Annotated in this window: 28 protein-coding genes; 14 read left to right on the top strand and 14 right to left on the bottom strand. The window is 68.3% G+C overall.

The genetic code is table 11. The features are described 5' to 3' along the window. Nucleotides 1-7 precede the first annotated feature (7 nt). The gene (locus ABGB12_RS15135; protein ID WP_347678220.1) at nucleotides 8-643 is read right to left on the bottom strand and encodes a hypothetical protein; all 636 of its coding nucleotides are present in this window, start codon (nucleotides 641-643) and stop codon (nucleotides 8-10) included. A gap of 155 nt (nucleotides 644-798) precedes the next feature. Between ABGB12_RS15135 and ABGB12_RS15130 the strand changes: the two genes are divergently transcribed. Then, a complete protein-coding gene (locus tag ABGB12_RS15130; protein WP_347678218.1) occupies nucleotides 799-1,431 on the top strand; it encodes a Uma2 family endonuclease in 633 nt (210 codons plus the stop codon). Between the two features lie 191 nt (nucleotides 1,432-1,622). On the opposite strand, the gene dmpG is transcribed toward ABGB12_RS15130, so the two are convergent. The 4 genes from dmpG to ABGB12_RS15110 form a co-directional block, all read right to left on the bottom strand. Continuing rightward, nucleotides 1,623-2,651, bottom strand: coding sequence for a 4-hydroxy-2-oxovalerate aldolase (dmpG, locus tag ABGB12_RS15125; protein WP_347678216.1), 1,029 nt, complete (start codon nucleotides 2,649-2,651; stop codon nucleotides 1,623-1,625). Between the two features lie 2 nt (nucleotides 2,652-2,653). Beyond that, nucleotides 2,654-3,544 carry an acetaldehyde dehydrogenase (acetylating) gene (locus ABGB12_RS15120; protein ID WP_347678214.1) on the bottom strand — a complete coding sequence of 297 codons (891 nt, stop codon included), beginning with the start codon at nucleotides 3,542-3,544 and terminating at the stop codon, nucleotides 2,654-2,656. Nucleotides 3,545-3,553: 9 nt separating this feature from the next. Beyond that, nucleotides 3,554-4,336: a 2-keto-4-pentenoate hydratase gene (locus tag ABGB12_RS15115; protein ID WP_347678212.1), complete on the bottom strand. Its 783-nt coding sequence runs from the start codon at nucleotides 4,334-4,336 to the stop codon at nucleotides 3,554-3,556. A 69-nt stretch (nucleotides 4,337-4,405) separates the two neighbouring features. Next, nucleotides 4,406-5,311: an SDR family oxidoreductase gene (locus tag ABGB12_RS15110; RefSeq protein WP_347678210.1), complete on the bottom strand. Its 906-nt coding sequence runs from the start codon at nucleotides 5,309-5,311 to the stop codon at nucleotides 4,406-4,408. An 89-nt stretch (nucleotides 5,312-5,400) separates the two neighbouring features. Here ABGB12_RS15110 and ABGB12_RS15105 point away from each other — a divergent pair, with 89 nt between their 5' ends. The 7 genes from ABGB12_RS15105 to ABGB12_RS15075 all read left to right on the top strand — a co-directional run bounded on the left by ABGB12_RS15105 (nucleotide 5,401) and on the right by ABGB12_RS15075 (nucleotide 12,004). Then, nucleotides 5,401-6,156 carry an enoyl-CoA hydratase family protein gene (locus ABGB12_RS15105; protein WP_347678208.1) on the top strand — a complete coding sequence of 252 codons (756 nt, stop codon included), beginning with the start codon at nucleotides 5,401-5,403 and terminating at the stop codon, nucleotides 6,154-6,156. After that, the gene (locus tag ABGB12_RS15100; protein ID WP_347678206.1) at nucleotides 6,153-6,905 is read left to right on the top strand and encodes a CoA-transferase; all 753 of its coding nucleotides are present in this window, start codon (nucleotides 6,153-6,155) and stop codon (nucleotides 6,903-6,905) included. The genes ABGB12_RS15105 and ABGB12_RS15100 overlap by 4 nt, the downstream gene beginning before the upstream one ends. Next, entirely contained in the window at nucleotides 6,902-7,627 is a 726-nt protein-coding gene (locus ABGB12_RS15095) for a CoA-transferase (RefSeq protein WP_347678204.1), read from the top strand. The genes ABGB12_RS15100 and ABGB12_RS15095 overlap by 4 nt, the downstream gene beginning before the upstream one ends. Continuing rightward, nucleotides 7,624-8,667: a nitronate monooxygenase gene (locus tag ABGB12_RS15090; RefSeq protein WP_347678202.1), complete on the top strand. Its 1,044-nt coding sequence runs from the start codon at nucleotides 7,624-7,626 to the stop codon at nucleotides 8,665-8,667. Before ABGB12_RS15095 ends, ABGB12_RS15090 begins: the two co-directional genes overlap by 4 nt. Before the next feature lie 305 nt (nucleotides 8,668-8,972). Beyond that, on the top strand, nucleotides 8,973-10,049 hold the full coding sequence (locus tag ABGB12_RS15085) for a hypothetical protein (RefSeq protein ID WP_347678200.1): 1,077 nt from the start codon (nucleotides 8,973-8,975) through the stop codon (nucleotides 10,047-10,049). 242 nt (nucleotides 10,050-10,291) lie between these two features. Next, nucleotides 10,292-11,086 carry an SDR family oxidoreductase gene (locus ABGB12_RS15080; RefSeq protein ID WP_347678198.1) on the top strand — a complete coding sequence of 265 codons (795 nt, stop codon included), beginning with the start codon at nucleotides 10,292-10,294 and terminating at the stop codon, nucleotides 11,084-11,086. A gap of 348 nt (nucleotides 11,087-11,434) precedes the next feature. Continuing rightward, nucleotides 11,435-12,004: a hypothetical protein gene (locus ABGB12_RS15075; RefSeq protein ID WP_347678196.1), complete on the top strand. Its 570-nt coding sequence runs from the start codon at nucleotides 11,435-11,437 to the stop codon at nucleotides 12,002-12,004. A gap of 54 nt (nucleotides 12,005-12,058) precedes the next feature. Here ABGB12_RS15075 and ABGB12_RS15070 read toward each other — a convergent pair whose 3' ends face one another. Together ABGB12_RS15070 and ABGB12_RS15065 are read right to left on the bottom strand one after the other, a co-directional pair. Beyond that, on the bottom strand, nucleotides 12,059-12,724 hold the full coding sequence (locus ABGB12_RS15070) for a Uma2 family endonuclease (RefSeq protein WP_347678194.1): 666 nt from the start codon (nucleotides 12,722-12,724) through the stop codon (nucleotides 12,059-12,061). Between the two features lie 140 nt (nucleotides 12,725-12,864). Continuing rightward, complete coding sequence (locus ABGB12_RS15065; RefSeq protein ID WP_347678192.1) at nucleotides 12,865-13,542, bottom strand: pentapeptide repeat-containing protein; 678 nt, start codon at nucleotides 13,540-13,542, stop codon at nucleotides 12,865-12,867. Between the two features lie 183 nt (nucleotides 13,543-13,725). Here ABGB12_RS15065 and ABGB12_RS15060 point away from each other — a divergent pair, with 183 nt between their 5' ends. Further along, on the top strand, nucleotides 13,726-14,460 hold the full coding sequence (locus ABGB12_RS15060) for a polysaccharide deacetylase family protein (protein WP_347678190.1): 735 nt from the start codon (nucleotides 13,726-13,728) through the stop codon (nucleotides 14,458-14,460). Between the two features lie 48 nt (nucleotides 14,461-14,508). On the opposite strand, the gene ABGB12_RS15055 is transcribed toward ABGB12_RS15060, so the two are convergent. Further along, nucleotides 14,509-15,141, bottom strand: coding sequence for a hypothetical protein (locus ABGB12_RS15055; protein ID WP_347678188.1), 633 nt, complete (start codon nucleotides 15,139-15,141; stop codon nucleotides 14,509-14,511). Between the two features lie 219 nt (nucleotides 15,142-15,360). Between ABGB12_RS15055 and ABGB12_RS15050 the strand changes: the two genes are divergently transcribed. Beyond that, the gene (locus tag ABGB12_RS15050; RefSeq protein WP_347678186.1) at nucleotides 15,361-16,089 is read left to right on the top strand and encodes a hypothetical protein; all 729 of its coding nucleotides are present in this window, start codon (nucleotides 15,361-15,363) and stop codon (nucleotides 16,087-16,089) included. 97 nt (nucleotides 16,090-16,186) lie between these two features. Here the strand turns inward: ABGB12_RS15050 and ABGB12_RS15045 are convergent, their stop codons facing one another. Next, nucleotides 16,187-16,690: a hypothetical protein gene (locus ABGB12_RS15045; protein WP_347678185.1), complete on the bottom strand. Its 504-nt coding sequence runs from the start codon at nucleotides 16,688-16,690 to the stop codon at nucleotides 16,187-16,189. Nucleotides 16,691-16,767: 77 nt separating this feature from the next. Beyond that, complete coding sequence (locus tag ABGB12_RS15040; protein WP_347678183.1) at nucleotides 16,768-17,634, bottom strand: ATP-binding protein; 867 nt, start codon at nucleotides 17,632-17,634, stop codon at nucleotides 16,768-16,770. A 271-nt stretch (nucleotides 17,635-17,905) separates the two neighbouring features. Between ABGB12_RS15040 and ABGB12_RS15035 the strand changes: the two genes are divergently transcribed. Together ABGB12_RS15035 and ABGB12_RS15030 are read left to right on the top strand one after the other, a co-directional pair. Further along, a complete protein-coding gene (locus ABGB12_RS15035) occupies nucleotides 17,906-18,733 on the top strand; it encodes a helix-turn-helix transcriptional regulator (RefSeq protein WP_347678181.1) in 828 nt (275 codons plus the stop codon). Continuing rightward, nucleotides 18,705-18,893, top strand: a complete 189-nt coding sequence (locus tag ABGB12_RS15030; RefSeq protein ID WP_347678179.1) for a DUF397 domain-containing protein — start codon at nucleotides 18,705-18,707, stop codon at nucleotides 18,891-18,893. Before ABGB12_RS15035 ends, ABGB12_RS15030 begins: the two co-directional genes overlap by 29 nt. Here the strand turns inward: ABGB12_RS15030 and ABGB12_RS15025 are convergent. The 3 genes from ABGB12_RS15025 to tnpA form a co-directional block, all read right to left on the bottom strand. After that, nucleotides 18,880-19,530, bottom strand: a complete 651-nt coding sequence (locus ABGB12_RS15025; protein WP_347678178.1) for a class I SAM-dependent methyltransferase — start codon at nucleotides 19,528-19,530, stop codon at nucleotides 18,880-18,882. The genes ABGB12_RS15030 and ABGB12_RS15025 overlap by 14 nt on opposite strands. A gap of 138 nt (nucleotides 19,531-19,668) precedes the next feature. Then, entirely contained in the window at nucleotides 19,669-20,256 is a 588-nt protein-coding gene (locus ABGB12_RS15020; RefSeq protein WP_347678177.1) for a hypothetical protein, read from the bottom strand. A gap of 247 nt (nucleotides 20,257-20,503) precedes the next feature. Beyond that, on the bottom strand, nucleotides 20,504-20,914 hold the full coding sequence (gene tnpA, locus ABGB12_RS15015; RefSeq protein ID WP_347678176.1) for an IS200/IS605 family transposase: 411 nt from the start codon (nucleotides 20,912-20,914) through the stop codon (nucleotides 20,504-20,506). Nucleotides 20,915-20,957: 43 nt separating this feature from the next. Between tnpA and ABGB12_RS15010 the strand changes: the two genes are divergently transcribed. Both ABGB12_RS15010 and ABGB12_RS15005 read left to right on the top strand, forming a co-directional pair. Beyond that, the gene (locus ABGB12_RS15010) at nucleotides 20,958-22,109 is read left to right on the top strand and encodes a transposase (protein WP_347678175.1); all 1,152 of its coding nucleotides are present in this window, start codon (nucleotides 20,958-20,960) and stop codon (nucleotides 22,107-22,109) included. Between the two features lie 777 nt (nucleotides 22,110-22,886). Then, on the top strand, nucleotides 22,887-23,231 hold the full coding sequence (locus ABGB12_RS15005) for a GNAT family N-acetyltransferase (protein WP_347678174.1): 345 nt from the start codon (nucleotides 22,887-22,889) through the stop codon (nucleotides 23,229-23,231). A 67-nt stretch (nucleotides 23,232-23,298) separates the two neighbouring features. On the opposite strand, the gene ABGB12_RS15000 is transcribed toward ABGB12_RS15005, so the two are convergent. After that, on the bottom strand, nucleotides 23,299-23,763 hold the full coding sequence (locus ABGB12_RS15000; RefSeq protein WP_347678172.1) for a DUF4259 domain-containing protein: 465 nt from the start codon (nucleotides 23,761-23,763) through the stop codon (nucleotides 23,299-23,301). Nucleotides 23,764-23,778: the final 15 nt, after the last annotated feature.

The following is a 23,778-nucleotide window of genomic DNA, read 5'->3' as shown; positions in this document are numbered from 1 at the left end:
CGCCTCTTCATCGCCCTGCATCCTCTCTCCGCCGTTCCTCCGGCAGGGCGGAGAGAGGTTCCGGCGCCCATCGGGGAGACGGCTCCGCCGTCCGGGGTCGGGGGCGGAGCATCTCCCGCTGGGCGGAGGTCAGCCTCGGGTCGTCCCGGAGTTCGCGGATGCTCCGCCCCCTCACGGGCACGACTCCCCCTGGACTTTTCCGGCCCCGTGCCCGCAACACCACCCAGGACACGCCGATCCAGCCCCAGAGCGCGAGAATGAGGAGGGCGAACAGCGCGGGCAGGGAGAACAACACGACGAAGACCAGGTTGCTGATTCCCGTCTTCTCACCGCCGAAGACCTCATCACGCGCGCCGGTGTCACGCGCGGAATGCAGCTCCCCCTCCACGTCGCCGCAGTACTCGTCCCCGACGTAGGAGACGCCTCGCCGGACCTCGCCGGTCCGGGACGTGAAGGTCCCCTCCCAGCCGCAGGCCCCCGTCTTGGCGTTGCGGCTCAGTGACTCGATCTGGAAGACGCCCGGAGTGCCCCCGCCCCGGACCGCGTCCAGAGTCGGTTCGACTGCCAGCAGACCGTGGACGAAGGACAGGTAGACCAGGCCGAGGGCGACGAGCCACCCGAGCGTTTTCTTCACCGCGTCCACCGCCGACCCGCCTCTCCTTTGTGTCTTCCTCTTCTTTGAGACAGCAGGAGAGGCGCTCTGGTTCCTCACCTTTCCCGTACCGAGCCGTGGTTCCGCTCCGTCCGGCCTCCGGAAGACCATAAAGTCGGAAGGACGGATTCCGAGTAGGAGGAGCGATGGGCAAAGCGTTTGACTGGTCGTTTCTCAACGTACGGCCGCCCGTCGTCGACATGGCCGTGTACTCGGAGATGCCCGAGGACCTGTCCCGGCTGATCGAGATCAAAGACGGCCTGATCTTCTACTGCGAATCGCTGTCACCGAACCACATCGCGATCTCCCGGACGATCGAGATGGCACTGCGCAACGGGGTGGCGAAGCAGGAGGGGCGCGGCCCCTGTCTGAAGGCCAGCGGGGATCTGGACATGCTCGTCTCCGAGGTGCCGTTCAGCTTCAGACGGCCGGACGCGATCGTCTACCGGTGCGTCGAGGAGCCACGCGGCCGGTGGAAGACGAAACCGACGGCCGCTGACGCACTGCTGGTCGTGGAGGTCGTCTCACCCGGGACCATCACCGCGGACCTGCGTGACAAACGCACCGAATACGCCGCTCTGGGAATCCCTCACTACTGGATCGTGCGCATGGCACAGGACGACGGGCCCGCCGTCTCTGTGGAGCGCCTCCGGCTGATGTCCGACGGCGCCTACGTCACCGACGGGATCGGCCTGCGCTCCCATGGGCCCGCCGTGGACGTCGTCGACCCTGTCGAGGTCCTCATCACCTGGGAGGACCTCGATCAGGGGCTCGACTGACACCGGCGAAGAAGCGCCAGATGGCGGAGGTGGCGGCGGGCTGCTTGCACCGGGCGGTGGCGCGCCGGTCCTTCACCACCGAGTGGATCGTTTCCGGGCTCCTCATGCCTCCGGCCACGAGAAGGATCTCTTCTCGTGGCCGGAGACGGGGCCGGGATTCCCCTGGGAGAGGGAGGGACCGGCGGCGGAGGTCAGGCCCGCTGTTCGGCGGCGAGCTCCAGGGCGATGTCGATGAGCTGGTCCTCCTGGCCGCCGATGAGCTTGCGCTGGCCGGCGCGCAGGAGGATCTCGGCGCCGGAGACGCCGTAGCGCTCGGCCTGGGTGGCGGCGTGCTTGAGGAAGCTGGAGTAGACGCCGGCGTAGCCCATCATGATCTCCATGCGGCCGAGGTTGCACTCCGACGGCATGGTGGGGCGGACGACGTCCTCGGCTGCGTCGACGATCTTCATGACGTCGATGCCGGTCTTGATGTCCAGCTTGTCGCAGACGGCGGCGAACGCCTCGACGGCGGTGTTGCCGGCGCCCGCGCCGAAGCGGCGGACGGAGCCGTCGATCTGGAGGGCGCCCGCACGGACGGCGGCGATGCTGTTGGCGACGCCGAGGCCCAGGTTCTCGTGGCCGTGGAAGCCGACCTGGGCGTCGTTCCCGAGCTCCGCCACGAGCGCGGAGATGCGGTCGGAGGTCTGCTCGAGGATGAGCGCGCCCGCCGAGTCGACGATGTAGACGCACTGGCAGCCCGCGTCGGCCATGATGCGGGCCTGCTTGGCCAGCACCTCCGGCGGCTGGGTGTGCGACATCATCAGGAAGCCGACGGTCTCCAGGCCCAGGTCGCGGGCGAGCCCGAAGTGCTGGATGGAGACGTCCGCCTCGGTGCAGTGCGTGGCGATACGGCAGATGGAGCCGCCGTTGTCCGCGGCTTCGCGGATGTCGTCCTTCACGCCGACGCCCGGCAGCATCAGGAAGGCGATCTTGGAGCGCTTGGCGGTCTTCGCCGCGGCCTTGATGAGCTCCTGCTCGGGCGTCTTGGAGAAACCGTAGTTGAAGGACGAGCCGCCCAGGCCGTCGCCGTGGGTCACCTCGATGACGGGGACGCCCGCGTCGTCCAGGGCCTCGACGATCGAGACGACCTCGTCGACGGTGAACTGGTGGCGCTTGTGGTGGGAACCGTCACGCAGGGACGAGTCCGTGATGCGGATGTCCCATTCGTCGTTGTAGGGCATCGTCAGGCTCCCGCGATCTGCTTGGCGAACTCTTCGCCGACCTTCGTGGCGGCGGCGGTCATGATGTCGAGGTTGCCGGAGTAGGGCGGCAGGAAGTCACCGGCGCCCTCGACCTCCAGGAAGATCGCGACACGGGCGAGCCCGCCGCTGATCGGCGTCGGGTCGTCGTACTGCGGCTCGGCGCGCAGCCGGTAGCCGGGCACGTACTCCTGCACGGCGGCGGCGATCTCCACCACCGACTCGGTGATCTTGTCGCGGTCGGCGTCGGCGGGGATCGCGCAGAACACCGTGTCGCGCATCAGCGGCGGCGGGTCGGCCGGGTTGAGGATGATGATGGCCTTGCCCTTGCGGGCGCCGCCGATGGTCTCGACGCCGCGCGCGGTCGTCTTGGTGAACTCGTCGATGTTGGCGCGGGTGCCGGGGCCGGCCGACTCCGACGCCACGGACGCGACGATCTCGGCGTACTCGACCGGGACGATGCGGGAGACCGCGTAGACCATGGGGATGGTCGCCTGGCCGCCGCACGTGATGAGGCTGACGTTGTCCTCGCCGATGTGCTCGAGCAGGTTCGCGGGCGGGACGACCGCGGGGCCGACGGCGGCGGGCGTCAGGTCGATCGCCCGGATGCCGGCCTCCTTGTAGCGGGGGGCGTCGGCGCGGTGCACGTAGGCGCTGGTCGCGTCGAAGACCAGGTCGGGCAGCTCGTCGCGGGACAGCAGCCAGTCGACGCCCTCGTGGCTGACCTCCAGGCCCAGCCCGGCGGCGCGCTTGAGCCCGGGAGACTCCGGGTCGACGCCGACCATGTACCGGGGTTCGATGTGCTCACTGCGCAGGAGTTTGTACAGCAGGTCGGTGCCGATGTTGCCCGGACCGACGATGGCGGCGGTTGCCATGATCACCCCTTACTTGAAGGTGAGAGAGACGGAGCCGAGGCCGGTGAACTCGGCGGTGAAGGTCTGACCGGCGGCGACGTCGATCGCACGCGTGCAGGAGCCGGGGAGGATGACGTGTCCGGCGTGCAGGCGGACCCCGAACGAGGCGACCTTGCGCGCCAGCCAGGCGACGGACGTGACGGGGTTGCCGAGGACGGCGTCGGAGCGGCCGGAGACGACGAACTCCCCGTCGCGGGTGAGCGTCGCGTCGATCGCCTTGAGGTCGAGCCCCGCCGGGGAGACGCCCTCGCCGATGACGTACCCGGCGGACGAGGCGTTGTCGGCGATCGTGTCGGCGATCGTGATCTTCCAGTCCCGGATGCGGCTGTCGATGAGCTCCAGCGACGGCACGACCCGTTCGGTGGCCTCCAGGACGTCCTCTTCGGTGCAGTCCTCGCCGGGCAGGTCCTTGCCGAGGACGAAGCCGACCTCGACCTCGACCCGCGGGTAGCAGAAGCGGGAGATCTCCACGGGGACGTCCTCGCGCAGTTCCATGTCGCCGAGGAGGTGCCCGTAGTCGGGTTCGTCCACCCCCATCATCTGCTGCATGGCCGGGGACGAGAGGCCCACCTTGTGGCCGTTGATGACGGCGCCCGCGTCGAGCTTGCGCCTGATGTTGATGAGCTGGATCTCGTAGGCGTCCACGGCGTCGACGCCGGGGAAGAGTTCGGTCAACGGGGCGATGGGTGCCCGCTCCAGCTCGGCGGTGTACAGCCTTTCGGCGGCCGCTCGCCGGTCGTCCTGGGTCAGCATGCCCAAGACGGTACGTACCGGTGAGCGGCCGGTGCCTCCTCCCATCCCGCTGGATGGGAGTGATTCGACCTATGCTCCGTAAACAGGCTCAGGAGCGGCGGATTCGGCGAGCAGCTCGCGCACGACGGGGTCGACGTCGGCGGGGTCCCAGCGCTCACCCTTGTCCACGGTCGGGCCGTGCCGGAAGCCCTCCATGACGGTGATCTTGCCGCCTTCGAGCTCGAAGACCCGGCCGGTGACGTCCGCGGACAGCGGCGAGCCGAGCCACACGACGGTCGGGGAGACGTTCTCCGGCGCCATCGCGTCGAACTCGCCCTCGCCGGGGGCGGCCATCGTCGCGGCGAAGACCTCTTCGGTCATACGGGTGCGCGCCGCCGGGGCGATCGCGTTGACGGTCACGCCGTAGCGGCCGAGTTCGGCCGAGGCGACGAGGGTCAGGCCGACGATGCCGGCCTTGGCCGCGGAGTAGTTGCCCTGCCCGACGCTGCCCAGCAGGCCCGCGCCGGAGGAGGTGTTGATGATCCGCGCGTCGGGCTGCCGTCCGGCCTTGGACTCGGCCCGCCAGTGCTGCCCGGCGTACTTCAGCGGCAGGAAGTGGCCCTTGAGGTGGACGCGCATGACGGCGTCCCACTCGTCCTCGCCGAGGTTGATGAGCATGCGGTCGCGCAGGAAGCCGGCGTTGTTGACCAGGACGTCGAGCCGGCCGAAGGTGTCGAGCGCGAGCTGGATCAGGGCCTTGGCGCCGTCGTCGGTGGCGATGTCGTGCGGGCTGGCCACGGCCTCGCCGCCCAGCGCCCTGATCTCGGCGACGACCTCGGCGGCGGGTCCCTCGGTCTGCTCCCCGGCGCCGTCCCGGCTCACTCCCAGGTCGTTGACGACGACCTTGGCGCCCTGGCGGGCGAACTCCAGCGCGTGGGCCCGGCCCAGGCCGCGGCCCGCTCCGGTGACGATGACCACTCGGTCCTTGCAGATCATGACAGCTCCATCCAGTGAGACTCCGGCGTGACGGCCGCGGGGCCCTCCTGCTACGTTCTAACAAATGTTAGATTGAACGAAGGTAGCTTATGGGAATCCTCACCACCACGAAGGGCTCTGACGGGATAGCGGGGCTCGCTGAGATCACCGTGGAGGCCCCGCCCGTCAACGCACTGACCGTCCAGGGCTGGTTCGACCTGGCCGACGCCGTCACCGCCGCGGGCCGCGACCCCGAGGTCCGCGTGGTCGTGTTGCGTTCCGAAGGACGCGGCTTCAACGCCGGCGTCGACATCAAGGAGATGCAGCGCACCGAGGGCTTCGACGCCCTCCTGGGCGCCAACCGCGGCTGCTACGCGGCGTTCAAGGCCGTCTACGAGTGCGAGGTCCCCGTCGTCGTCGCGGTCCACGGCTTCTGCCTGGGCGGCGGCATCGGCCTGGTCGGCAACGCCGACGTCATCGTCGCCTCCGACGACGCCACCTTCGGCCTCCCCGAGGTCAAGCAGGGAGCGCTCGGCGCGGCCACCCACCTGGCCCGGCTCGTGCCCCAGCACCTCATGCGCGCCATGGTCTACACGACGCAGACCGCCACGGCCGCCCAGCTGCACGCCTTCGGCTCGGTGCACGCCGTCGTCCCGCGCGAGGAGCTGCGTGACAAGGCCCTGGAGGTCGCCGGGCAGATCGCCGTCATGGACCCGTTCGTGATCCGCCGCGCCAAGGAGTGCCTGAACGGCATCGACCCCGTCGACGTCAACCGCTCCTACCGCTTCGAGCAGGGCTTCACCTTCGAACTCAATCTCCAGGGTGCCGGCGACCGGCACCGCGACGCCTTCGTGGGGGGCAAATGAGCAAGCTCGTCTCAGTTGAGGAGATCGTCGGCAGCGTCGAGAGCGGCATGACGCTCGGCATCGGCGGCTGGGGGTCGCGGCGCAAGCCGATGGCCCTGGTCGAGGCGCTGTGCAAGACCGACGTGAGCGACCTGACCGTCGTGTCCTACGGCGGCCCGGACGTCGGGATGCTGTGCGCGGCCGGGAAGGTCAAGCGCGTCGTCGCCCCGTTCGTCACGCTCGACTCGATCGCGCTGGAGCCCCACTTCCGCAAGGCCCGCCAGAGCGGCGCCATCGAGTTCACCGAGTACGACGAGGGCATGTTCATGTTCGGCCTGTACGCGGCCGCGCACCGCCTGCCGTTCCTGCCCACCCCCGTCGGCATCGGCTCGGACGTGCTGAAGTACGCCCCCCAGCTCAAGACGATCACCGACCCGTACGGCGACGAGGAACTCGTCGCCGTCCCCGCCCTGAAGCTCGACGTCGCGTTCGTGCACATGAACCGCGCCGACGCCCGCGGCAACGGCCAGTACCTGGGCATGGACCCGTACATGGACGACCTGTTCGTCAAGGCCGCGACCCGCGCGTACGTCTCGTGCGAGCAGATCGTCGAGCGGTTCGAGGGCCACCCCTCCACGCTGCTGATCAGCCGCATGCACACCGCCGGGGTCGTGGAAGTGCCCGGCGGCGCCGGATTCACCGAATGCCTCCCGGACTACCCCCGCGACGAGGCCCGCCAGAAGTCCTACGTCGAGGAGGCCGGAAAGTGACCGTGACCCGAGCCGAGATCTGCGTCACCGCCTGCGCCGACGCCTGGCGCGGCGACGGGGAGATCCTCGCCGCCGCCATGGGCACCTGCTCGGTCCTGGGCGCGCGCCTGGCCCGCTCGACGTTCGAGCCGGACCTGCTCACCACCGACGGCGGCCCGCTGCTGACGGCCGAGCCGATCCCGTTCGGCGCCAAGGCCGGCGATGTCGAGGGCTGGATGCCGTTCCGCGATCACCTGTGGCTGGTGCTGAACGGCCGCCGCCACGTGATGATGGGCGCGTCCCAGATCGACAAGTTCGGCAACACGAACATCTCGTGCGTCGGTGACTGGGCCCAGCCGAAGTCCCAGCTTCTGGGCGTCCGGGGAGCTCCGGGCAACACCCGCTGCAACCCGACGTCGTACTGGATCCCCAAGCACTCCACCCGGGTGTTCACCGAGAAGGTCGACATGGTCTCCGGCATCGGCTGGGACCGCGGCGCCCACGAGATCCGCCGTGTCATCACCGACCTGTGCGTCCTGGACTTCGAGACCGAGGACCGCCGGATGCGGCTGCGCTCGGTGCACCCCGGTGTCTCGGTGGAGACCGTCGTGGAGCAGACCGGTTTCGAGCTGGTCGTCCCCGACGAGGTCCCCGAGTCCCGCACCCCCTCCGAGGAGGAGCTGAAGGTCCTGCGCGAGGTCCTCGACCCGCGCGGCCTGCGCGACCGCGAGGTCCGCTCATGATCCGCACCGCGCTGACGGAGCTGGTCGGGGTCGAGCACCCCGTCGTCCAGACGGGCATGGGCTGGGTCGCCGGTCCCAAGCTGGTCTCGGCCGTCGCCAACGCCGGGGGCCTGGGCATCCTGGCCTCGGCGACGATGACGCTCGAGCAGCTCGAAAGCGCCATCCACGAGGTCAAGGAGCGCACCGACGCCCCGTTCGGCGTGAACCTCCGCGCCGACGCCACGGACGCCGGAGCCCGGATCGACCTCATGATCCGCGAGGGCGTCAAGGTCGCGTCGTTCGCCCTGGCCCCCAAGCAGGAGCTCATCGCCAAGCTCAAGGACGCGGGCCTGGTCGTCATCCCCTCGGTCGGCGCCCGCCGCCACGCCGAGAAGGTCGCGGCCTGGGGCGCGGACGCCGTCCTGGTGCAGGGCGGTGAGGGCGGCGGCCACACCGGCGCCGTCGCCACGACCGTCCTGCTCCCCCAGGTCGTCGACGCCGTCGACATCCCCGTCATCGCCGCGGGCGGCTTCTACGACGGCCGCGGCCTGGCCGCCGCCCTCATGTACGGCGCCGCGGGCGTCGCCATGGGCACCCGCTTCCTGCTGACGGCCGACAGCTCCGTGCCCGAGGACGTCAAGCAGGTCTACCTGGGCAAGACCGACACCCTGGTCACCCGCCAGGTCGACGGCATGCCCCACCGCGTCCTGCAGAGCGAGCTGGTCACCGAACTGGAGTCGACCAACGCCCTCTCCCGCACGCTCCGCGCCGTCCGCAACGCCGCCCGCTTCAAGAAGATCTCCGGCCAGTCCTGGAAGACGATGATCCAGGACGGCCTGGCGATGAAGCACGGCAAGGACCTCACCTGGTCCCAGGTCCTCATGGCCGCCAACACCCCCATGCTGCTCAAGGCGGCCATGGTCGACGGCCGTCCCGACCTCGGCGTCATGGCCTCCGGCCAGGTCGTCGCCCTGATCGACTCCCTGCCGACGTGCGCCGAGCTCATCGAGAGCATCGTCACCCAGGCCGAGAAGCAGATCCGCTCCATCGATCTGCGGTAACCCGCTGCACGGAAAGGGCCCGGAATCCCTCCGGGCCCTTCGCCTTTCCGCCGACCGTCCGTGCACCGCCCTGCTCCTCGGTGAACCGCATCGGCCTGTCCATGAACCAGTTCGCCCAAGCCTCGGCCGCACCCAGCAGTGGATCCGCAAGACGGAACGGGTCGAGAAGGCCGTCTCCGAACAGGAGGTACCGACCGGGACGTTAGGGGTTCGCAAGATCTTTCCTGCGGGATCGGGACTAGTTTCGATCATGTCGAGGCCGGGCCCGCTTCGCATCATCAAGCTCCCGTGGAAAGCAGGTCTCCATGCGTACTCCCCTGAACGTGCTGGTCGGTGCCGCTCTCGCGGTGCCCGCCGTTCTCGGCCCTCCCTCCGCCGCGCACGCGGCCGACTGCGCCGCGACCACAGACCGGTGGTCGGCGCCCGTGCTCACCAGGGCGGAGTTCCGGCCGACCGCCATCAACAACGCCGGGCAGATCGTCGGTTACAAGGGCGGCCCCGGATACGGCCAGCACGGCGTGGTCTACAAGGACGGCGGGCTGACCGACCTTCCGGCGCTGTTCGGCGGCTCCGACGGCAAGGCCACCGACATCGACGACCAGGGCCGGATCACCGGCTCCAGCAAGAACCTCGGCGGCCGCACCCACGCGGTCGTGTGGAAGGACGGCAAGGTCACCGAACTCGGCGGATTCTTCGGGCCCGAGTCGATCGGCAACGCCATCAGCAACGGGCAGATCGCGGCGACGGCCGACGCCGACGACGGCACCGCCGACGCCTACGCCCGCAAACGAGCCATCCGCTTCGGCCTGAACGGCACCCAGATCGACCTGGACGCCGACCAGGGCAGCACGACCGTCGGCATCAACCGCGTCGGTGAGATCACGGGCACCCAGAACCTCTCCAAAGCCGTGGTCGAGTCGCCCTACGACCGGGTTCAGCGGGCGTTCATCACCCACGGCGACTCGGCGTTCGACCTCGGCACCCTCGGCGGCAGCTGGAGCGAGGCCGTCGCGCTCAACGACGACGGCCACGTCATCGGCTACTCCGCGGCCGGGCCGCAGGGCGCTAACGGCGCGGCCTTCTACTGGAGCGTCGAGACCCGCATGAAGCGCCTCGCCGACTTCGGCGGCGAAGCCAAGCCGGCCGCCATCAACAACGCGGGCGACATCGCCGGCCAGCTCGCCTGCCCGCAGGGCACCCAGACCGACCTCTCCCAGGCCGCCGTCTGGAGCGACGAGGGCGCCGCCGCCGCGTTCCTTCCCCGCCCCTCGGTGGAGGGCCGGACCTTCGCCGTCGACATCAACGACAACGGCGACGTCCTCGGCTACGTCCAGGCGCCCATCACCAACAACATCCAGGTGATTCTCTGGAAGAAGGCCTGACCACCGTCCTCTTCCCCGAGGCGGAGCCCTCGGGGAAGAGGGGTGGTCGCCGCGGATCACGTTGTGCGGGTCGCGGCGGCGTTCGATGTCCTGGAGGCGGGTGATGACGGTCGGGGTGAACACGGCGGGAACGTCCTGTTCCACGGCCAGGTTCCAGGGACGGCGTGCCCGGTCGAAGAAGCCCGTTACCACTGAGTAAACCGCGTATCCAAAAACACGGTTACGTCGTAGGATCGACGCCCATGCGAAAGGCAGTCATCACCGGCAGCACCAAGGGAATCGGTTTCGCGATGGCCCGCGAACTGCTCCGCCGCGGACACTCCGTGGTCGTCTCGGGCCGCACCCGGACGGCGGTGGACGACACCCTCGAACGGCTGCGTCCGGAGGCCGCCGGAGACGCCGCGGTCCACGGGCAGGTCGTGGACGTCACCGACGCCGCGCAGGTCGAGGAGCTGTGGAGCGCCGCGGTGGACGCGCTCGGCGGAGTCGACCTGTGGATCAACAACGCCGGCGTCGCCCACACCACCCGTCCCATCGTCGAGACCACCCCCGACGACGTCCGCGCGATGGTCACCACGAACATGTTCGGCACCATCTACGGCTCCCAGGTCGCCGTCCGCGGCATGCTCGCTCACGGCGGCCAGGTCTTCAACGTCCTCGGCGGCGGCAGCGACGGCCGCGTCCGCCCCGGCATGGGCGTCTACTCGGCCACCAAACGCGGCTTGGACTCCTTCACCAGGGCACTGGCCAAGGAGGTCGCCGGCACCGGCGTGCGGATCGGCCAGATCAGCCCCGGCATCCTCATCACCGAGGGCTGGCTCCGCGAGGCCGCCGCCGCCCCGGACCAGGTGGCCAAGCAGCGCAGGCTCCTCAACATCCTGTGCGACCACGTCGACGACGTCGCCCCCCACCTGGTCGACAGAATGCTGGCCAGCACCAGGAACGGCGACGCCATCGCCTGGCTCACCACCGGCCGCATGACCCGCAAGTTCCTCATCCCCAGCAAACGCGACGTCCTCGGCCGCTACGGCCTATAAGCCCGTCTCCCGACATTTCGCAGCTCGAATGGAGCCTGATCTCGATCGGGCTTGATTTTCTCTCGAGATTCTGTACTAATTATTAGTACAGGAGGCTTAGGCTTTGCTACATGCCTGCCAAGGAGATCATCGCCGCCCTCCACGCTGCGATCATGGCCGGGCGGCAAGAACCCGACCGACCATCCGGAGGGAGTGCGCACGTGTACCGCAAGCTGCGCTGTCCGGGAGGCCGAGGTTGCTGTCCCCAACTCAACGTGTACGGAACGCCGCGAGTACCGGAGCATGAGGCGGCGAAGATCTACCGGGCCATCGCCTCATGCCCCGCCGGCAAGTGAAGGAGAGTGAGACGTGAACGTGTACTGGTTCGACCTCGAGGTCGCCGGACCGGTGACCGACGAACACGTCGACCGGCTGGCCGAGGTCATCGTCGAGAACCGCGGTGACGGTATCGATGCCACCGTCCAGGCCGACGAACGCGGTGGGATGGTGATGTTCTCCCGCGAGGCCCAGGACGTCGCCGAGGCGATCCTGTCCGCGGTCTCCGACGTCCGCGCCGCGGGCATGACGGTCACCGGCGTCGACGGAGGCGATCTCGTGCCCGTCGAGGCCATCGCCACGAGGGCGAAGGTGACGGTCCACGCGGTCCGCCACTGGGTGTCGGGTGTACGGGGGCCGGGCGGCTTTCCCGCACCGGTGCGGGCGAAGTTGTTCTCCTGGGCCCAAGTCTCGGACTGGCTGGTCCGCAACAAGCTCGGCGACGTGGACCACGCTGCCCTGGAGGTGGCCCGTGCTTCGGTGTTCTTCAACGCGCTGCTGACGGCCGACAGAACCATTGACGACGTCATTCCGGCACACCGTCGGGCCGAACTCGCAAAGATGCCCGACAAACTGACCGACCGTCTGACGCCCTGCGGTTGAGGCCCTGGCGTGTGGGGAGCCCGGATCTGTCCGACCTCGCCTTTGACCCGGTGGTCAGAAGGCGAGGTCGTCCCAGGAGATCTCCAGGGGGAAGGGCTCGGGGAAGTCGATTCCGGGGCCTTCGGGCTCCCATTCCCCCACCGGGACGTAAACCGCCGGCCGCAGCGGCTTCACCGTGAGCCCGGCGGCGGGAACACGTGCCAACTCGTACGCGCGCACCACGGAGATGTCCCACGAAGCCTCAGAATCGAGTTCGATCTCCCAGTACCAGGGGATCGAGGCTTCGGCGTACCGGTCCATCTTCCACACGCGCCGCTTCGGCGTATCGGAACCGGAGAGCACCTCACCCGCCACGACGACGTCGGCCGCGGTGGTGTCCGCCCCCCGGGGCAGGCACCTGCGGACGAGGAAGTCCGGGGTCAGGTAGCTGGACTTGTCGTCGGAGAAGAACACGTTCGTCTCCACTCCGACCTGCCAGCACGGCGGTTGATCCCCGTCGTCACCACGGACACGCATGGCACGGCGGGCATGGGACTCCAACGCGTTGCGCATGCGGACTGAGAACTGCTGGTGCTCCAGCGGCCCACGCCGATTCCACACCACGCGCCGGTCCCACAACTCGATCTCCGCGGCGATGTCTTCCGGCAGTCGCTGAAGCTGATCCCAGCTCAGAAACTCGGGTACATGGATGCCCGACGTGTCAGACGCATTCGTCGGCATCCCGCCTCCCTGCTTCGACGCACGTTACGTCCACGATATCGGACCGCACCGAAGCTGGAAGCCGACCTTGATCGCAACTGATGATCCGTTCCCGTTCCCTTCGCTTGAAATCGCCCTGATCCGGGACAGAGCTCTGCGGTTCAGTCCTCGACTTTGATTCCCAGCGCCGACGCCAGGGTGTGCAGCAGGCTCTGCGCGTCGGCGCTGCTCACGACCGAACCGCGCAGGCTTTCCACGCCCGACACTCCCCACAGGTCGCAGCGGGAGAACCGGGTGCCGGCCGTCTTCGCGCCGCTGAACTGGGCGCCTTCCAGCCTGCAGTCCTCGAAGCGGGCACCCGTCAGGTCCGCGCCCTGGAAGTTCGCCTCCACCAGGTTGCAGCCCCGGAACACCACGTTCCTGAACCGCGAGAACCGGAACGACGCCAGATCCGAGCGGCAGCCGTCGAACAGCACCTCGCGGAACCCCGAGTCCGTCCACGCCGAGCCCGTCAGCCTGCACTGCAACACCGCCGCGTTGACGAGCGCCGAGTCCGCCAACCGCGAACCGGCCAGGTCGGCGCTCTTGAACTCCACGTCGGAGAACTGGCCGCGGCGCAACGACAGGCCCGACAACCTGGTCCCGTCGAACCTGCAGCGCTCGAACTCCACGGCCTCCGCGACCTGCCCCGACAGGTCGTCCTGCCCGAACTCCAGAGACAGGAACACTCCGTCGTCCGCGATACCCTCCGCCGGCCGCGCGGAAGCGAGCTCCGCCGGGAACTTCGGGGCGACGGGATCACGCGGGGGACGGGGAGCTCGGGTCCGGGACGCTGGCATGCGCCGACCTTATCCGTTGTCTCCGCTACCGGCTCGGACGGCGCCGGTTCGGCCCTTTCGCCGTTCCGTGCCGGTACCGCCGGGAATCCCACGAAAAGAGGAGAGCGATATACCAGGCTTGTCGGTTATTGATCATCGCTTCCCTATGCTTCTCCGATATCAGCACTTTCAAGGAGTCACGCGATGCGGATGAAACCCGTGGGAGCAGCCTTCCTGGGAGTCGCGACGTGGCTCTCGCTCTGCGTCCCGGCCACGGCGGCTCCCGGAACGACCACGGCGCCGGCCGCCGACCGGCAGCATGCCCGGGTGAACTGCGCCAAAGCGAAATGTGTGGCCTTGACCTTCGATGACGGGCCCTCCTCCGGCACCTCCCGTCTACTCAAACTACTCAAGCAGGGCGGTGCGCGGGCCACGTTCTTCGTCGTCGGCCCGCAGGCCCGCTCCCGTCCCGGCCTGGTCGCCCGCGCCCACGCCGACGGCCACGAGATCGGCGACCACACCGAACGCCACCCGCAGCTGACCGGGCTGTCGTCCGGCAGGATCCGCCAGGAACTCAGCGGCACCCGCCGGACCATCACCAAGCTGACCGGCACGCGACCCGCTCTCTTCCGCCCGCCGTACGGCGCGACCGACCGCAGGGTCGCCGCCGAGGCCCGGCGCCTGGGCCTCGCCCAGATCCTCTGGGACGTCGACACCCGCGACTGGCGCGACCGCAATTCCTCGATCGTCGCCCGCCGTGCCATCAGCGGCCTGCACCGCGGCGCGATCATCCTCATGCACGACACCCACCCCACGACCATCGCCGCCGTCCCCCGCATTCTGCGCACCGCCAAGGCCAGGGGCTACACCCTCGTCACCGTCTCCGAACTCCTCGGTTCCCCCGTCCCCGGCAGGGTCTACCGCCACGGACGGCGCTGAGCCCGGCCGACGGCGCTCACACGCCTGGGAGGTGTCCCGGATCGTCCCTCACTCCTCGGTTTCCTCGCGAGGTGCCGTCACGGGAGGATGCGGTTCCTTCTCGGGCCTGCGGACGGCCTGCGCACCCTGGTAGAGCACCGCGGCGCAGCCGAGCCAGGCCGCCAGCGCCACCAGGTCCAAGAGGTCGAAGGACACGTCGCCGGGCCGGCGCGGAGGGACGACTCCCACGGGATCGGCGACGACCCTGACCTCGTCGCCCACGTCCAAATCTCCATGGCGCAAGGAGCCTGCCACGGGCCGATCGTCCTTCCCCGCGAGATCGTAGGACCAGGAGCAGCTCCCCTTGGAGCGGGAGCAGATCTCCTCCACCACGACCGCCTCACGGGACTCGCCGAAGATCTTGAGGTAGAGGTCGCCGGGCACCGTGAACGCGGTGAACGTCAGCGCGAGGCCGACCGCCACCATGGCGCCGAATTCGGGCCCTCCGCGCTCGAGCACGAGCGCCATGCCCAGCGGGAACAGCAGGAGTATCAGCATCGCCGGGCCGGCAAACAATATGGCGACCCCGCCCCACGCGGACATGAGCCCCACGAAGCACCAACTGGCCGCCACCAGCGTGGTGAAGAAGGCCATCCGAAGCCACAGAGGCCTGCCCGGAAGCGTCACCCGCTCAAGGAACATGCCAGGACGGTAGGCGGCGCGCGCTCCCGCCGGAAGGGCCCGCTGTCCCGCGACCCTCGGGACATGCGTCAGGCATGACGCCACCGCGATCAGCCGGTTCGCTCTGATGTTGAAGCGTTTCGCAGCTACCGCGCCTTGTGCGATTCTCCCGTTTTGCCACAATCGTCCCGTTGAACGCACGGGGATCGCCGGTGGCCTCCCTCTCCTCTGGAGGCACCAGTGGCCATCGTCGCCGTGAAGAGCCGGCTCATCGACTTCGAATGGCTCTGGCGGAGCCTGATCTGCGCGTTCCTGCTGTTCGCCGGGCTGGCCGGCAACGAGTACGGAATGGAGAAGCGGGCATCGCTCGCGCAGCTCTACGCCGACACCCGGTCCGGCCGAGCAGATGTCGTCGAACACCGCTTCAGGCAGAACGGCGAGAACTACGACCTCATGGTGCGCTGGGCCACCGGGCCGTTCTCCTGGTACCAGTTTTCCGAGGGCGGCAGCATGGACGGCGTCTCCCCAGAACTCGTGGAGGCGTTCCCCGAGCACTATGCGGGGCCGCAGGGCCACACCTTCCCGAAGGACTTCGACGCCGCCAACAGCGCCGGGCACGTCCGCGTCGAACCCTACTCCCGCCAGTCGGACAGCGCCTTCTGGGCGTTCGACCTCTTCCCCGGCTGGTGGGCCGCCCCCGCCGCCGGCATCGCCATCGCCCTGTCCATCCTCATGCTCCGCACCCGCGACCACCACTACGCCAACCGCTGGGCCTGGTTCTGGATGTTCCTGTCCACGCCTCTCGGCATGATCGGCTACATCCTCCTGGAACGCCGTCCTTTCCCGCCCGTGCGCGCTCCCCGAACAGCCGAGCCCATGGGCGGCTTCCGCGGCTTCGTCCTCGGCACCATGGTCTTTCCCATCCTTTTCGCCGCCCTCGCCCTCGCCGTCGGCTATCTGCTTTCCTGAGCGGGACGCTCAGGATCCGAGATCACGGCCTGGGAACGGTGATCTGGGAGTTCTCGGAGCGGCAGGCTCTTCGATGATGACGGTCACGGATTCGTCGCTAACCGGTCTTACGCCGCCGCAGGACCACGGTCGTACCGAGAGTGAGGACGGTCAACGTCGCGCTGGCCGCGAGCCACCACCAGCCTGGTGACTGCGCGGGTGTGGGTTCGGCCTTGGCAGAGGTTGAATCCGTTGGTGGCGGGGGTGCCACGTCGGGTAGCCGGCGGACTCCTGCGCACAGGCCGGTGGCGCCGCCGATGGAATTCACCCGGTACCGGGTACCGACGCGGAAGCCGTAGCCGCAGGTGTTCTCGTCGCGGTTCGTTTTCAGCTCGAGGGTGGGTCCTTCCCCAGGGCTGCCTTTTTCGGTCGACTCGACTGCGAGCCGGATCCCCGTGTTCGTGACCTCGGTGACGGTGCCGATGACGATGAGATCAGCCCGTTCGTCCTGGCCACCGGCAACGCAGGAGCAGGCCCAGGCGGGCGCTGCGGGTGAGGCCAGCGGAATCAAGCTGAGACCGAGAACGGTCAGGGCCAGCAGAATCGTGCCACGCGGTTTCATACCGTTAAGACGTGCCTGAAGGCTTCCTGCGTTGCCTCTCGAAAAGCCTGGGGAAATGGCACCTGCGGTTGGATCGGTTACAGCTGTGCCAACCAGTCAGTGATCGTGGCGAAATCGGCGTGTGTGAGACCACGACGGGGGTCGACACGGTGAAGGAGCGCCTGTCCGTGGTGGTGTGCGGACACCCAGGCGCGATCCGCGTCGGTGATCTCGTCGTCGACCCAGACGAACGGGCGTCCGGCCGCCCAACCGACCAGGCCGCGGGTCTTCCAGTGCAACGGTCCTTCGTCGTCCGAGTCCGGCCAGTCCACCACCGGCAGCTCGGGCAGACCGAGCAACGGGCTGATCACTTCGTTCGCGTCGGCCATCCAGGTCGTCGCCCACACGAGATCGCACGGCAGCGCCGACAATCGTGTTCCATGCCGGGGATCGATCCTGGCCAGCAGCGGGTTCGCTCCCGTCGGCGGCGGGGGCGGCGCCGACAGATCAGCTGATCGCTCACCGAGGTGCGGCGCGGGCGCCCCGAACGGGATGAGGGGGCCGTCGACGTCGAGGAACAACAACGGGCGGTCCGAGGAGTGCAGCACCGCCCAGATTCTTCGGCCCGGCTCCGCAGGTTCGCAACCCCATTTCAGGGACAACGTTTCGACCATCCACAGTCCGCGGCCGCTGACGGCGTCGGTGTCGACGGTGCAGGCCGCCGGTTCCTGTTCGGCGCCCATGTCGGTGACGGCGACGGCCACTTCGCTCGGGGTGAACCACGTCTCCACCGTGAACCATCCGCCGGGTTTTCCGCTGTCGCTGTGCAGGACGGCGTTGGCCGCCAGTTCACTGGCCACGAGTTCCGCCAGGCGCATCGCCTCGTGTCCACCCGCGGCGAGCCTGACGAACCGTCGGACCTCCGCCAGTTGGTCCAGGGTGCCTTCGAAGCGGTGTTGCGGCATCTTTCTTCTCCGTTCGGTCGTTTTCGGTGAGGGTCGGCGACTCCTTAGAATTTGTGCCGATTTCCGCGCGTTTCTCTAATATTAAGCACTCCGATGAACAGGGCGATGATAAGGATCACGACCCAGAGAACAATGGTGAGTATCGCCACGCCGCTTCACCTCTCTGTGTAGGTTGCCAGGGTTGTTCGACAGCCGAGATTTCCAGTGCCAGGCGTGATTGTCACGAGTTACTCGGGGGCTGGGAAACCCGCGGAAACCTGGAGGTGGCTTCATGTACATGCGAGAGAACCCGGACCCGAAGGATTCACTCGGCACGCTCATCGCTTTCATGCTGCGGTTCTACCGACTCCGTGCCGGAGAGACCGGCGAACAGGTCGGGCGGATCATCGGCGTGGGCAAGGCCCAGGTTTCCAAGCTCGAACACGCTCGGCAGCCGATCGGCAGCGCGCAGGCGGCAGCCCTGGACCGGCACTGGAAAACCGGCGGATTGCTCGCTTATCTGGTGCATTTCTCAAAGGTGCTGCACAATCCGGCTTGGCTGGATCAGCATTTCCAGCACGAGGCGCAGGCACTGGCGATTCGCTACTTTCATCCGACTCTGGTACCGGGGCTGTTGCAGACCGAGGATTACGCGCGCGCCGCTCTGGTGGCAGGGCGGACACCCGACGTAGCGCAGGCGCTCAAGCGGCGAATGAAACGGCAGGAGCTCCTGACCCGGGCCGAGCCTCCGATGATCAGAGCCATCGTGGACCAGGCCGTCCTGGATCGCTCGATACGTCCGCAGGGTGTCCGCCTCAACCAACTGCGTTGGCTCGCAGAATTGGCCGATCGACAAAATGTCAGCATTCGAGTGGTCCCCAAGGGGGAGCCGCTGTATCCGGGGGTCGACGGCCCGATCAAGATCATCACTCTTCCGACAGGCGATGTCGGCTTCATGGAGACCCCCGGTGTCGGCAGTGTCGTCACCGACCCGGACAGAGTGCGTGATCTGGTTGCCCGCTATGAATTGGTGAGCGATCATGCCCTATCGGTCGGGGCAACCAGACGGCTGATAGAAGACATGATCGGAGATGCGGAACGTGATGACCAACTGGCGTAAATCCAGCTACAGCAATACGCAGGGCGGCGAATGCGTCGAGGTCGCCGACTTCGGCTCCGGGCTGGTCGGTCTTCGTGACTCCAAGAACCCCGGTGCCGGGCACCAGGAGGTGACGCGAGGCGCGTTCGCCGCTCTCGTCGCAGGGATCAAGAACGCTTAGAGACCGTCCCGGGGAGGCGGGCCATCAGGTGGGCGTCGAGGAAGCCCCGCTCGGAAGCCGGGTCGTGGAGGAGCCGTGCGAACGGGACGAGCCCGGCCCCGGCCAGCAGTTCGGCGAGCCGGTCCACCGGCCAGCTGTAGGCGGGCGTCACCTTGTGGTCGAAGCGGACCGGCTCCAGTCCATCGGTCGCGAAGAACGAGACCAGGAGCAGGCCCCCCGGTGCCAGGACGCGCGCCTGTTCGGCGAGCAGCGCGGGTAGTTCCCCGGGCGGAGTGTGGATCATCGAGTAGTGGGCCAGCACGCCGCCGAGCGCGCCGTCCTCGACCGGCAGGGCCTCCATCCGTGCCTCGTCGAACCGCAGCGCCGGATGGGCCCGCCGGGCGTGGTCGACCATGGCCGGGGAGAGGTCGAGCCCGAAGGCGTCCAGCCCCAGGTCGTGCAGCATGGCCGTCAGATGTCCGGGCCCGCACCCGACGTCGGCCACCCGCGGGTTCCCCGTCTCCCGCACCAGCTCGGCGAAGCTGCCGAGCATGGCCCGCGTGAACGGCCGTGCCTCCAGCCGGTCGGCGAACATCGACGCGTACAGCTCGACGACCCCGTCGTAGGCCGCCCTGGTCTCATCCTGATGCTTCACCACGGGCAAAGAAGCTAACACCCGCAGAAATGACGTAGGTGGCGGAACGATCCCGCGTGGAAGGATCGGTCGGCATGGGCGCCTCCCGCCGCCGGACGCCGCCGGCACGGTACCGGCGGAAGAAGGCGCCCTGGGTCCGCCTCAGCCGCCCTGGTACGCCTCCCAGACCATTCTCCTGTGGATCTTCTCCTCGCAGGCCTCCGTCCTGAGGTACTCCAGGTCGCCCAGCGAGCCTTTGGTGAGGCACCGCTTCGGGAGGCCGGGCGAATGGAACGCCTCCTGGAAGACCACCCTGTCGGCGCTGCCCTGCGGCAGGGTGACCCAGATGACCTGACTGCCGTCGCACGATGAGAGGACCGGCGCGTAGGTACCGTCCGATGTCCTGGCGATCCTGCTCGAGATACATTTTCCCGTCAATTTATTCCGCAATTTTATCTGGCCTATGCTGCCCCGCGCGGGAAACACCGCCTTCCACAACTGCGAGTCCTTCGGAGATCCGCTCGCGTTCATCCGGATGAATCCGGTGATCCTGCCGTCAGGAGCCCACTGCGTATCCATCGAGCGAAGGGCGAAAGGTACTTTCGAATCCTTGACGGTTCCCCGGATGTGGAACCATCCGGCGGGCAGGGCGTGAGCGGGTGCGCTCACGACAGGCGCGAACCAGGACGCCAGGACCGCTGCGGCGGCGAGGGCCGACGCGGGACTGACACGAAGAATCCGTCTGCTCATATCCGTTTTCCCTCCCAGCGAGGAGACCCGGGCGACGATTCGATCAGAGAACTCCGCCTACCACTCTAGGACCACACTGACACCGAACGCCGAACAGAACATATATGAAAACGTCAAATATCCTGCCATATACATCAATCCATGCGACAGGTGTTCACTCTTCAACAGGATCTGGCGAGGAATCCCGGCCGTTCACGGCCGGGAGGCATTGCTCCCCGCGGAGCGGGGTCAAGCGCCGCGCGCCGGGTCAGTCGGGGCGTTTCTGCTGTTCGATGTAGTCCTTGATGATGTTCGGTGGTGCGCCGCCGCAGGAGGTGGCGAGGTACGACGGCGACCAGAAGTGATCTGCCTGCAGGTGGTGGCGAACGTGCTGGTCGAACTCTTTGCGCAGGTAGTGCACCGATACCCTTTTCAGCCGGTTGACGAGGGTGGAGATGGGGAGCTTGGGCGGATAGTGCACCAGGAGGTGCACGCGATCGTCCTTGCCGTTGAACTCCCGGAGCTCTCCGCCGAGCCGGGCGCACATGTCCCGCATGACCGTCTCGCAGCGGGTGAGCAGGGCGTCGGTGAGGATGCCACGCCGGTACCTGGTGACGAAGACAGAATAAACATGCAGGCTGTGGCCGATACTCCGTTCCCTTGCGTGTCTCGGGGTCACCGAATCTCTCTCGGCGACGGGGGCAATACGCTACGTTGCGGGTGTGAAGCTCGTGGTGCAGGTGAAGCTGCTGCCGGACGAGGCCGCTCGGGCGGCTCTTCGGGAGACGCTGCACGCCTGCAACCGGGCAGCGAACCACGCCTCCCGGCGCGCGTTCGCCACAGGCGTTCAGGGCAAGATGCCGCTCCAGCGGCTGGTGTACGCAGAGGTGAAGGCGATGGGCCTGTCCGCCCAGCCCGCGATCCACGCGATCCGCAAAGTCGCCGGGGCCTACACGACCTTGAAGGCGAACCTGGAGGCCGGGAACTACGGCCGTGAGGGTTCCCAGCGGCGCAAGGCGGTGGAGGGCAAGCCGGTCCGGTTCCGCAAGGAGGCCGCCCAGCCGTTCGACGACCGGTGCCTGTCCTGGCAGCTGGAGGCCCGTACCGTCTCGATCTGGACCGTCTGCGGCCGCCTGAAGGGTATTCCTTTCCAATGCTCGCCGTCCCAGTGGAAGATGCTCACCGAGCACCGGCGCGGGGAGTCCGACCTGGTGTTGCGGGGCGGGAACTGGTACCTGTACGCGGTCTGTGAGGTCCCCGAACCCGACCTGGGCGACCCGGTCGGCTTCCTGGGTGTGGATCTGGGGATCGTGAACATCGCCACCACCAGCGACGGCACCCGGTATGCCGGCAGGCACCTCAACCAGGTCCGGCACAAGAACCGGCGGCTGCGCGCCAAGCTCCAGAAGAAGGGCACCAGGTCCGCCAAGCGGCTGCTGCGCAAACTCTCCGGTAGGGAGGCGCGGTTCGCGGCCGACACGAACCATTGCATCGCCAAGCAGTTGGTGACCGAGGCTCAACGCACCTGCCGCGGTATCGCCCTGGAAGATCTGGGCGGTATCCGCGACAGGGTACGGCTGCGCAAGCCCCAGCGGGTCACCCTGCATTCCTGGTCGTTCGCGCAACTGGGCGCGTTCGTCTCCTACAAGGCCGCCCTGGCGGGGGTGCCGGTGGTGTTCGTCGATCCCCGCCACACCTCGCAGGGCTGCTCCGCCTGCGGGCATGTCAGCCGGGGCAACCGGCCCGACCAGTCCACCTTCCGTTGCACGTCGTGTGGCTTCGCTGAGCACGCCGATGTGAACGCAGGCCGCACCATCGCCAGGCGCGGTGTGGCGGTCTGGGCAGTGAGTCACGCTGCCGACGACGCGGCCTGAACCACACCGGCCAGGTGTGGTGAAGAGCTGCAAGCTTGGCCCTTCAAGGCCGAGAAGCTGACTGAATTGACCGGCTCGCAACCGGCCTCGGCCCGCACCCGACGTCGGCCGCCCGCGGGTTCCCCGTCCCCGCACCGGCTCGGCGATCCCGCCGTAGACCGCCCTGGCCTCGTCCGGATGCTCCGGCTACGGGCAAAGAAGCTGACACCCGCAGAAATGACTTGGTGGCGGAACGATCCCACGTGGAAGGGTCGGCCGGTATGGCGGTCACCATGCGGAGGTATGAAGGCGTCCATGATCTGCGGGCGATGCAGGGGCTGACGCAGCGGCTCTGGTCCACCGCCGCCCCTCACCATGTCGGGGACCTCGCCTGGGGACGGTTCATGTTCCCCGTCGAGCAGGCCGACTGGCCGATCGCGTTGTGGGAGGACGACGGCCGGGTCGTCGCCTGGGGCTGGACACAGCTCCCCGACGACCTGCGGCTGCAGATAGATCCGGCGTACCCGGAGTTGCCGGCGGAGGTCTTGGACTGGTTCGACGGACTGGCCGATGGCGGAACCCGTGAGGTCAACCCGCTGGACGCGCAGGACGACGTACGGGAGGCGCTGCTGCGGCGCGGGTACGAGCCGCTGGACGACGACGCGCCCTTCTTCGCCCATCACGTCCGGGAACTCGACGACCTGCCGGATCCGGTGCTGCCGGAGGGCTTCACGGCACGGGCCGTCCGTGGCGCGGAGGACCTGGACCGGCGGGTCGCCGTGCACCAGGCCGCCTGGAATGACCCAGGAGTCCTACGGCACGCTCATGACGACCTGGCCCTACCGGCCCGACCTGGACTGGGTGGTCGAATCCCCGGACGGACGCTTCGCCGGCAGTTGCCTGGTCTGGTACGACGACGTCCACCGCGTCGGCCTCATCGAACCGGTCGGCACCGACCCGGAGTTCCGCCGCCTCGGCCTCGCCCGCGCCGTCTGCCTCGCCGCCCTGCACGCCCTGGCCGAGGCGGGCGGAGAACGCGCGATCGTCTGTCCGCGAGGCGACGCCGCCTACCCCGTGCCTCAGCAGCTGTACCGGGGAACGGGATTCCGCCCATACGGAAGAACACGCACCTACCGCAGGTGAAGCGACCGACCTCGGGAGAGCCCGGCCCGGAGGCATCGGCGGCATCGGCGGCATCGGCGGCCTGACGCTACCGGCTTAGAAAAGCGCGGTACCAGGCGAGTTGTCCCAGCCAGTCCGCGAGAGCCGCGGGATCGTCCTCGCACCACTCGTAGTACTCGTTGTCCCCAGGGCGCACGACCCGGTCGAGGGCAGCGGCCGCCAAGGCCCGCAGGTCCTCGGTGACGCTGAAGAGGATTTCCTCCAGGTGTCGTTGTGCGTCTTCGTCAAGGGCTCGGCCGGACAGGCGGGCGGCGACGAGGCAGGCCGCTGCGACGGGACCGTCCGTGTCGTCGGAGTAGATCCGGTCCGACGTGCGGCCGAAGTCCGCGAGGAACGCCGTGAGCGCGGCTTGGACGTCGGTGGCTTCGGCGATTCCCGCCAGGTCGTCGGACGCCTCATCGCTGTCGAAGGGGCCCGGATAGTGGCCGAGCCCGGGGGCGTTCCACGGGAGTACCGGCGTCACCGTCTCCCACCAGGCTTTGCCTTCCTCCATCACAGGCATCTTGTA

This window comes from Actinocorallia sp. B10E7 (assembly GCF_039871655.1).
Classification (GTDB): domain Bacteria; phylum Actinomycetota; class Actinomycetes; order Streptosporangiales; family Streptosporangiaceae; genus Actinocorallia.
Note: the sequence above shows the minus strand (reverse complement) of the source record. Positions and strands in the feature narration are given on the sequence as shown.

What these genes read in the sequence shown, in the direction of transcription:
- ABGB12_RS15130 (WP_347678218.1), top strand. Translation starts at nt 799, where the DNA reads ATGGGCAAAGCGTTTGACTGGTCGTTTCTCAACGTACGGCCGCCCGTC.
- dmpG (WP_347678216.1), bottom strand. Translation starts at nt 2,651, where the DNA reads ATGCCCTACAACGACGAATGGGACATCCGCATCACGGACTCGTCCCTG.
- ABGB12_RS15120 (WP_347678214.1), bottom strand. Translation starts at nt 3,544, where the DNA reads ATGGCAACCGCCGCCATCGTCGGTCCGGGCAACATCGGCACCGACCTG.
- ABGB12_RS15115 (WP_347678212.1), bottom strand. Translation starts at nt 4,336, where the DNA reads ATGCTGACCCAGGACGACCGGCGAGCGGCCGCCGAAAGGCTGTACACC.
- ABGB12_RS15110 (WP_347678210.1), bottom strand. Translation starts at nt 5,311, where the DNA reads ATGATCTGCAAGGACCGAGTGGTCATCGTCACCGGAGCGGGCCGCGGC.
- ABGB12_RS15105 (WP_347678208.1), top strand. Translation starts at nt 5,401, where the DNA reads ATGGGAATCCTCACCACCACGAAGGGCTCTGACGGGATAGCGGGGCTC.
- ABGB12_RS15100 (WP_347678206.1), top strand. Translation starts at nt 6,153, where the DNA reads ATGAGCAAGCTCGTCTCAGTTGAGGAGATCGTCGGCAGCGTCGAGAGC.
- ABGB12_RS15090 (WP_347678202.1), top strand. Translation starts at nt 7,624, where the DNA reads ATGATCCGCACCGCGCTGACGGAGCTGGTCGGGGTCGAGCACCCCGTC.
- ABGB12_RS15085 (WP_347678200.1), top strand. Translation starts at nt 8,973, where the DNA reads ATGCGTACTCCCCTGAACGTGCTGGTCGGTGCCGCTCTCGCGGTGCCC.
- ABGB12_RS15080 (WP_347678198.1), top strand. Translation starts at nt 10,292, where the DNA reads ATGCGAAAGGCAGTCATCACCGGCAGCACCAAGGGAATCGGTTTCGCG.
- ABGB12_RS15070 (WP_347678194.1), bottom strand. Translation starts at nt 12,724, where the DNA reads ATGCCGACGAATGCGTCTGACACGTCGGGCATCCATGTACCCGAGTTT.
- ABGB12_RS15065 (WP_347678192.1), bottom strand. Translation starts at nt 13,542, where the DNA reads ATGCCAGCGTCCCGGACCCGAGCTCCCCGTCCCCCGCGTGATCCCGTC.
- ABGB12_RS15060 (WP_347678190.1), top strand. Translation starts at nt 13,726, where the DNA reads ATGCGGATGAAACCCGTGGGAGCAGCCTTCCTGGGAGTCGCGACGTGG.
- ABGB12_RS15055 (WP_347678188.1), bottom strand. Translation starts at nt 15,141, where the DNA reads ATGTTCCTTGAGCGGGTGACGCTTCCGGGCAGGCCTCTGTGGCTTCGG.
- ABGB12_RS15045 (WP_347678185.1), bottom strand. Translation starts at nt 16,690, where the DNA reads ATGAAACCGCGTGGCACGATTCTGCTGGCCCTGACCGTTCTCGGTCTC.
- ABGB12_RS15040 (WP_347678183.1), bottom strand. Translation starts at nt 17,634, where the DNA reads ATGCCGCAACACCGCTTCGAAGGCACCCTGGACCAACTGGCGGAGGTC.
- ABGB12_RS15035 (WP_347678181.1), top strand. Translation starts at nt 17,906, where the DNA reads ATGTACATGCGAGAGAACCCGGACCCGAAGGATTCACTCGGCACGCTC.
- ABGB12_RS15030 (WP_347678179.1), top strand. Translation starts at nt 18,705, where the DNA reads ATGCGGAACGTGATGACCAACTGGCGTAAATCCAGCTACAGCAATACG.
- ABGB12_RS15020 (WP_347678177.1), bottom strand. Translation starts at nt 20,256, where the DNA reads ATGAGCAGACGGATTCTTCGTGTCAGTCCCGCGTCGGCCCTCGCCGCC.
- ABGB12_RS15005 (WP_347678174.1), top strand. Translation starts at nt 22,887, where the DNA reads ATGACCCAGGAGTCCTACGGCACGCTCATGACGACCTGGCCCTACCGG.
- ABGB12_RS15000 (WP_347678172.1), bottom strand. Translation starts at nt 23,763, where the DNA reads ATGGAGGAAGGCAAAGCCTGGTGGGAGACGGTGACGCCGGTACTCCCG.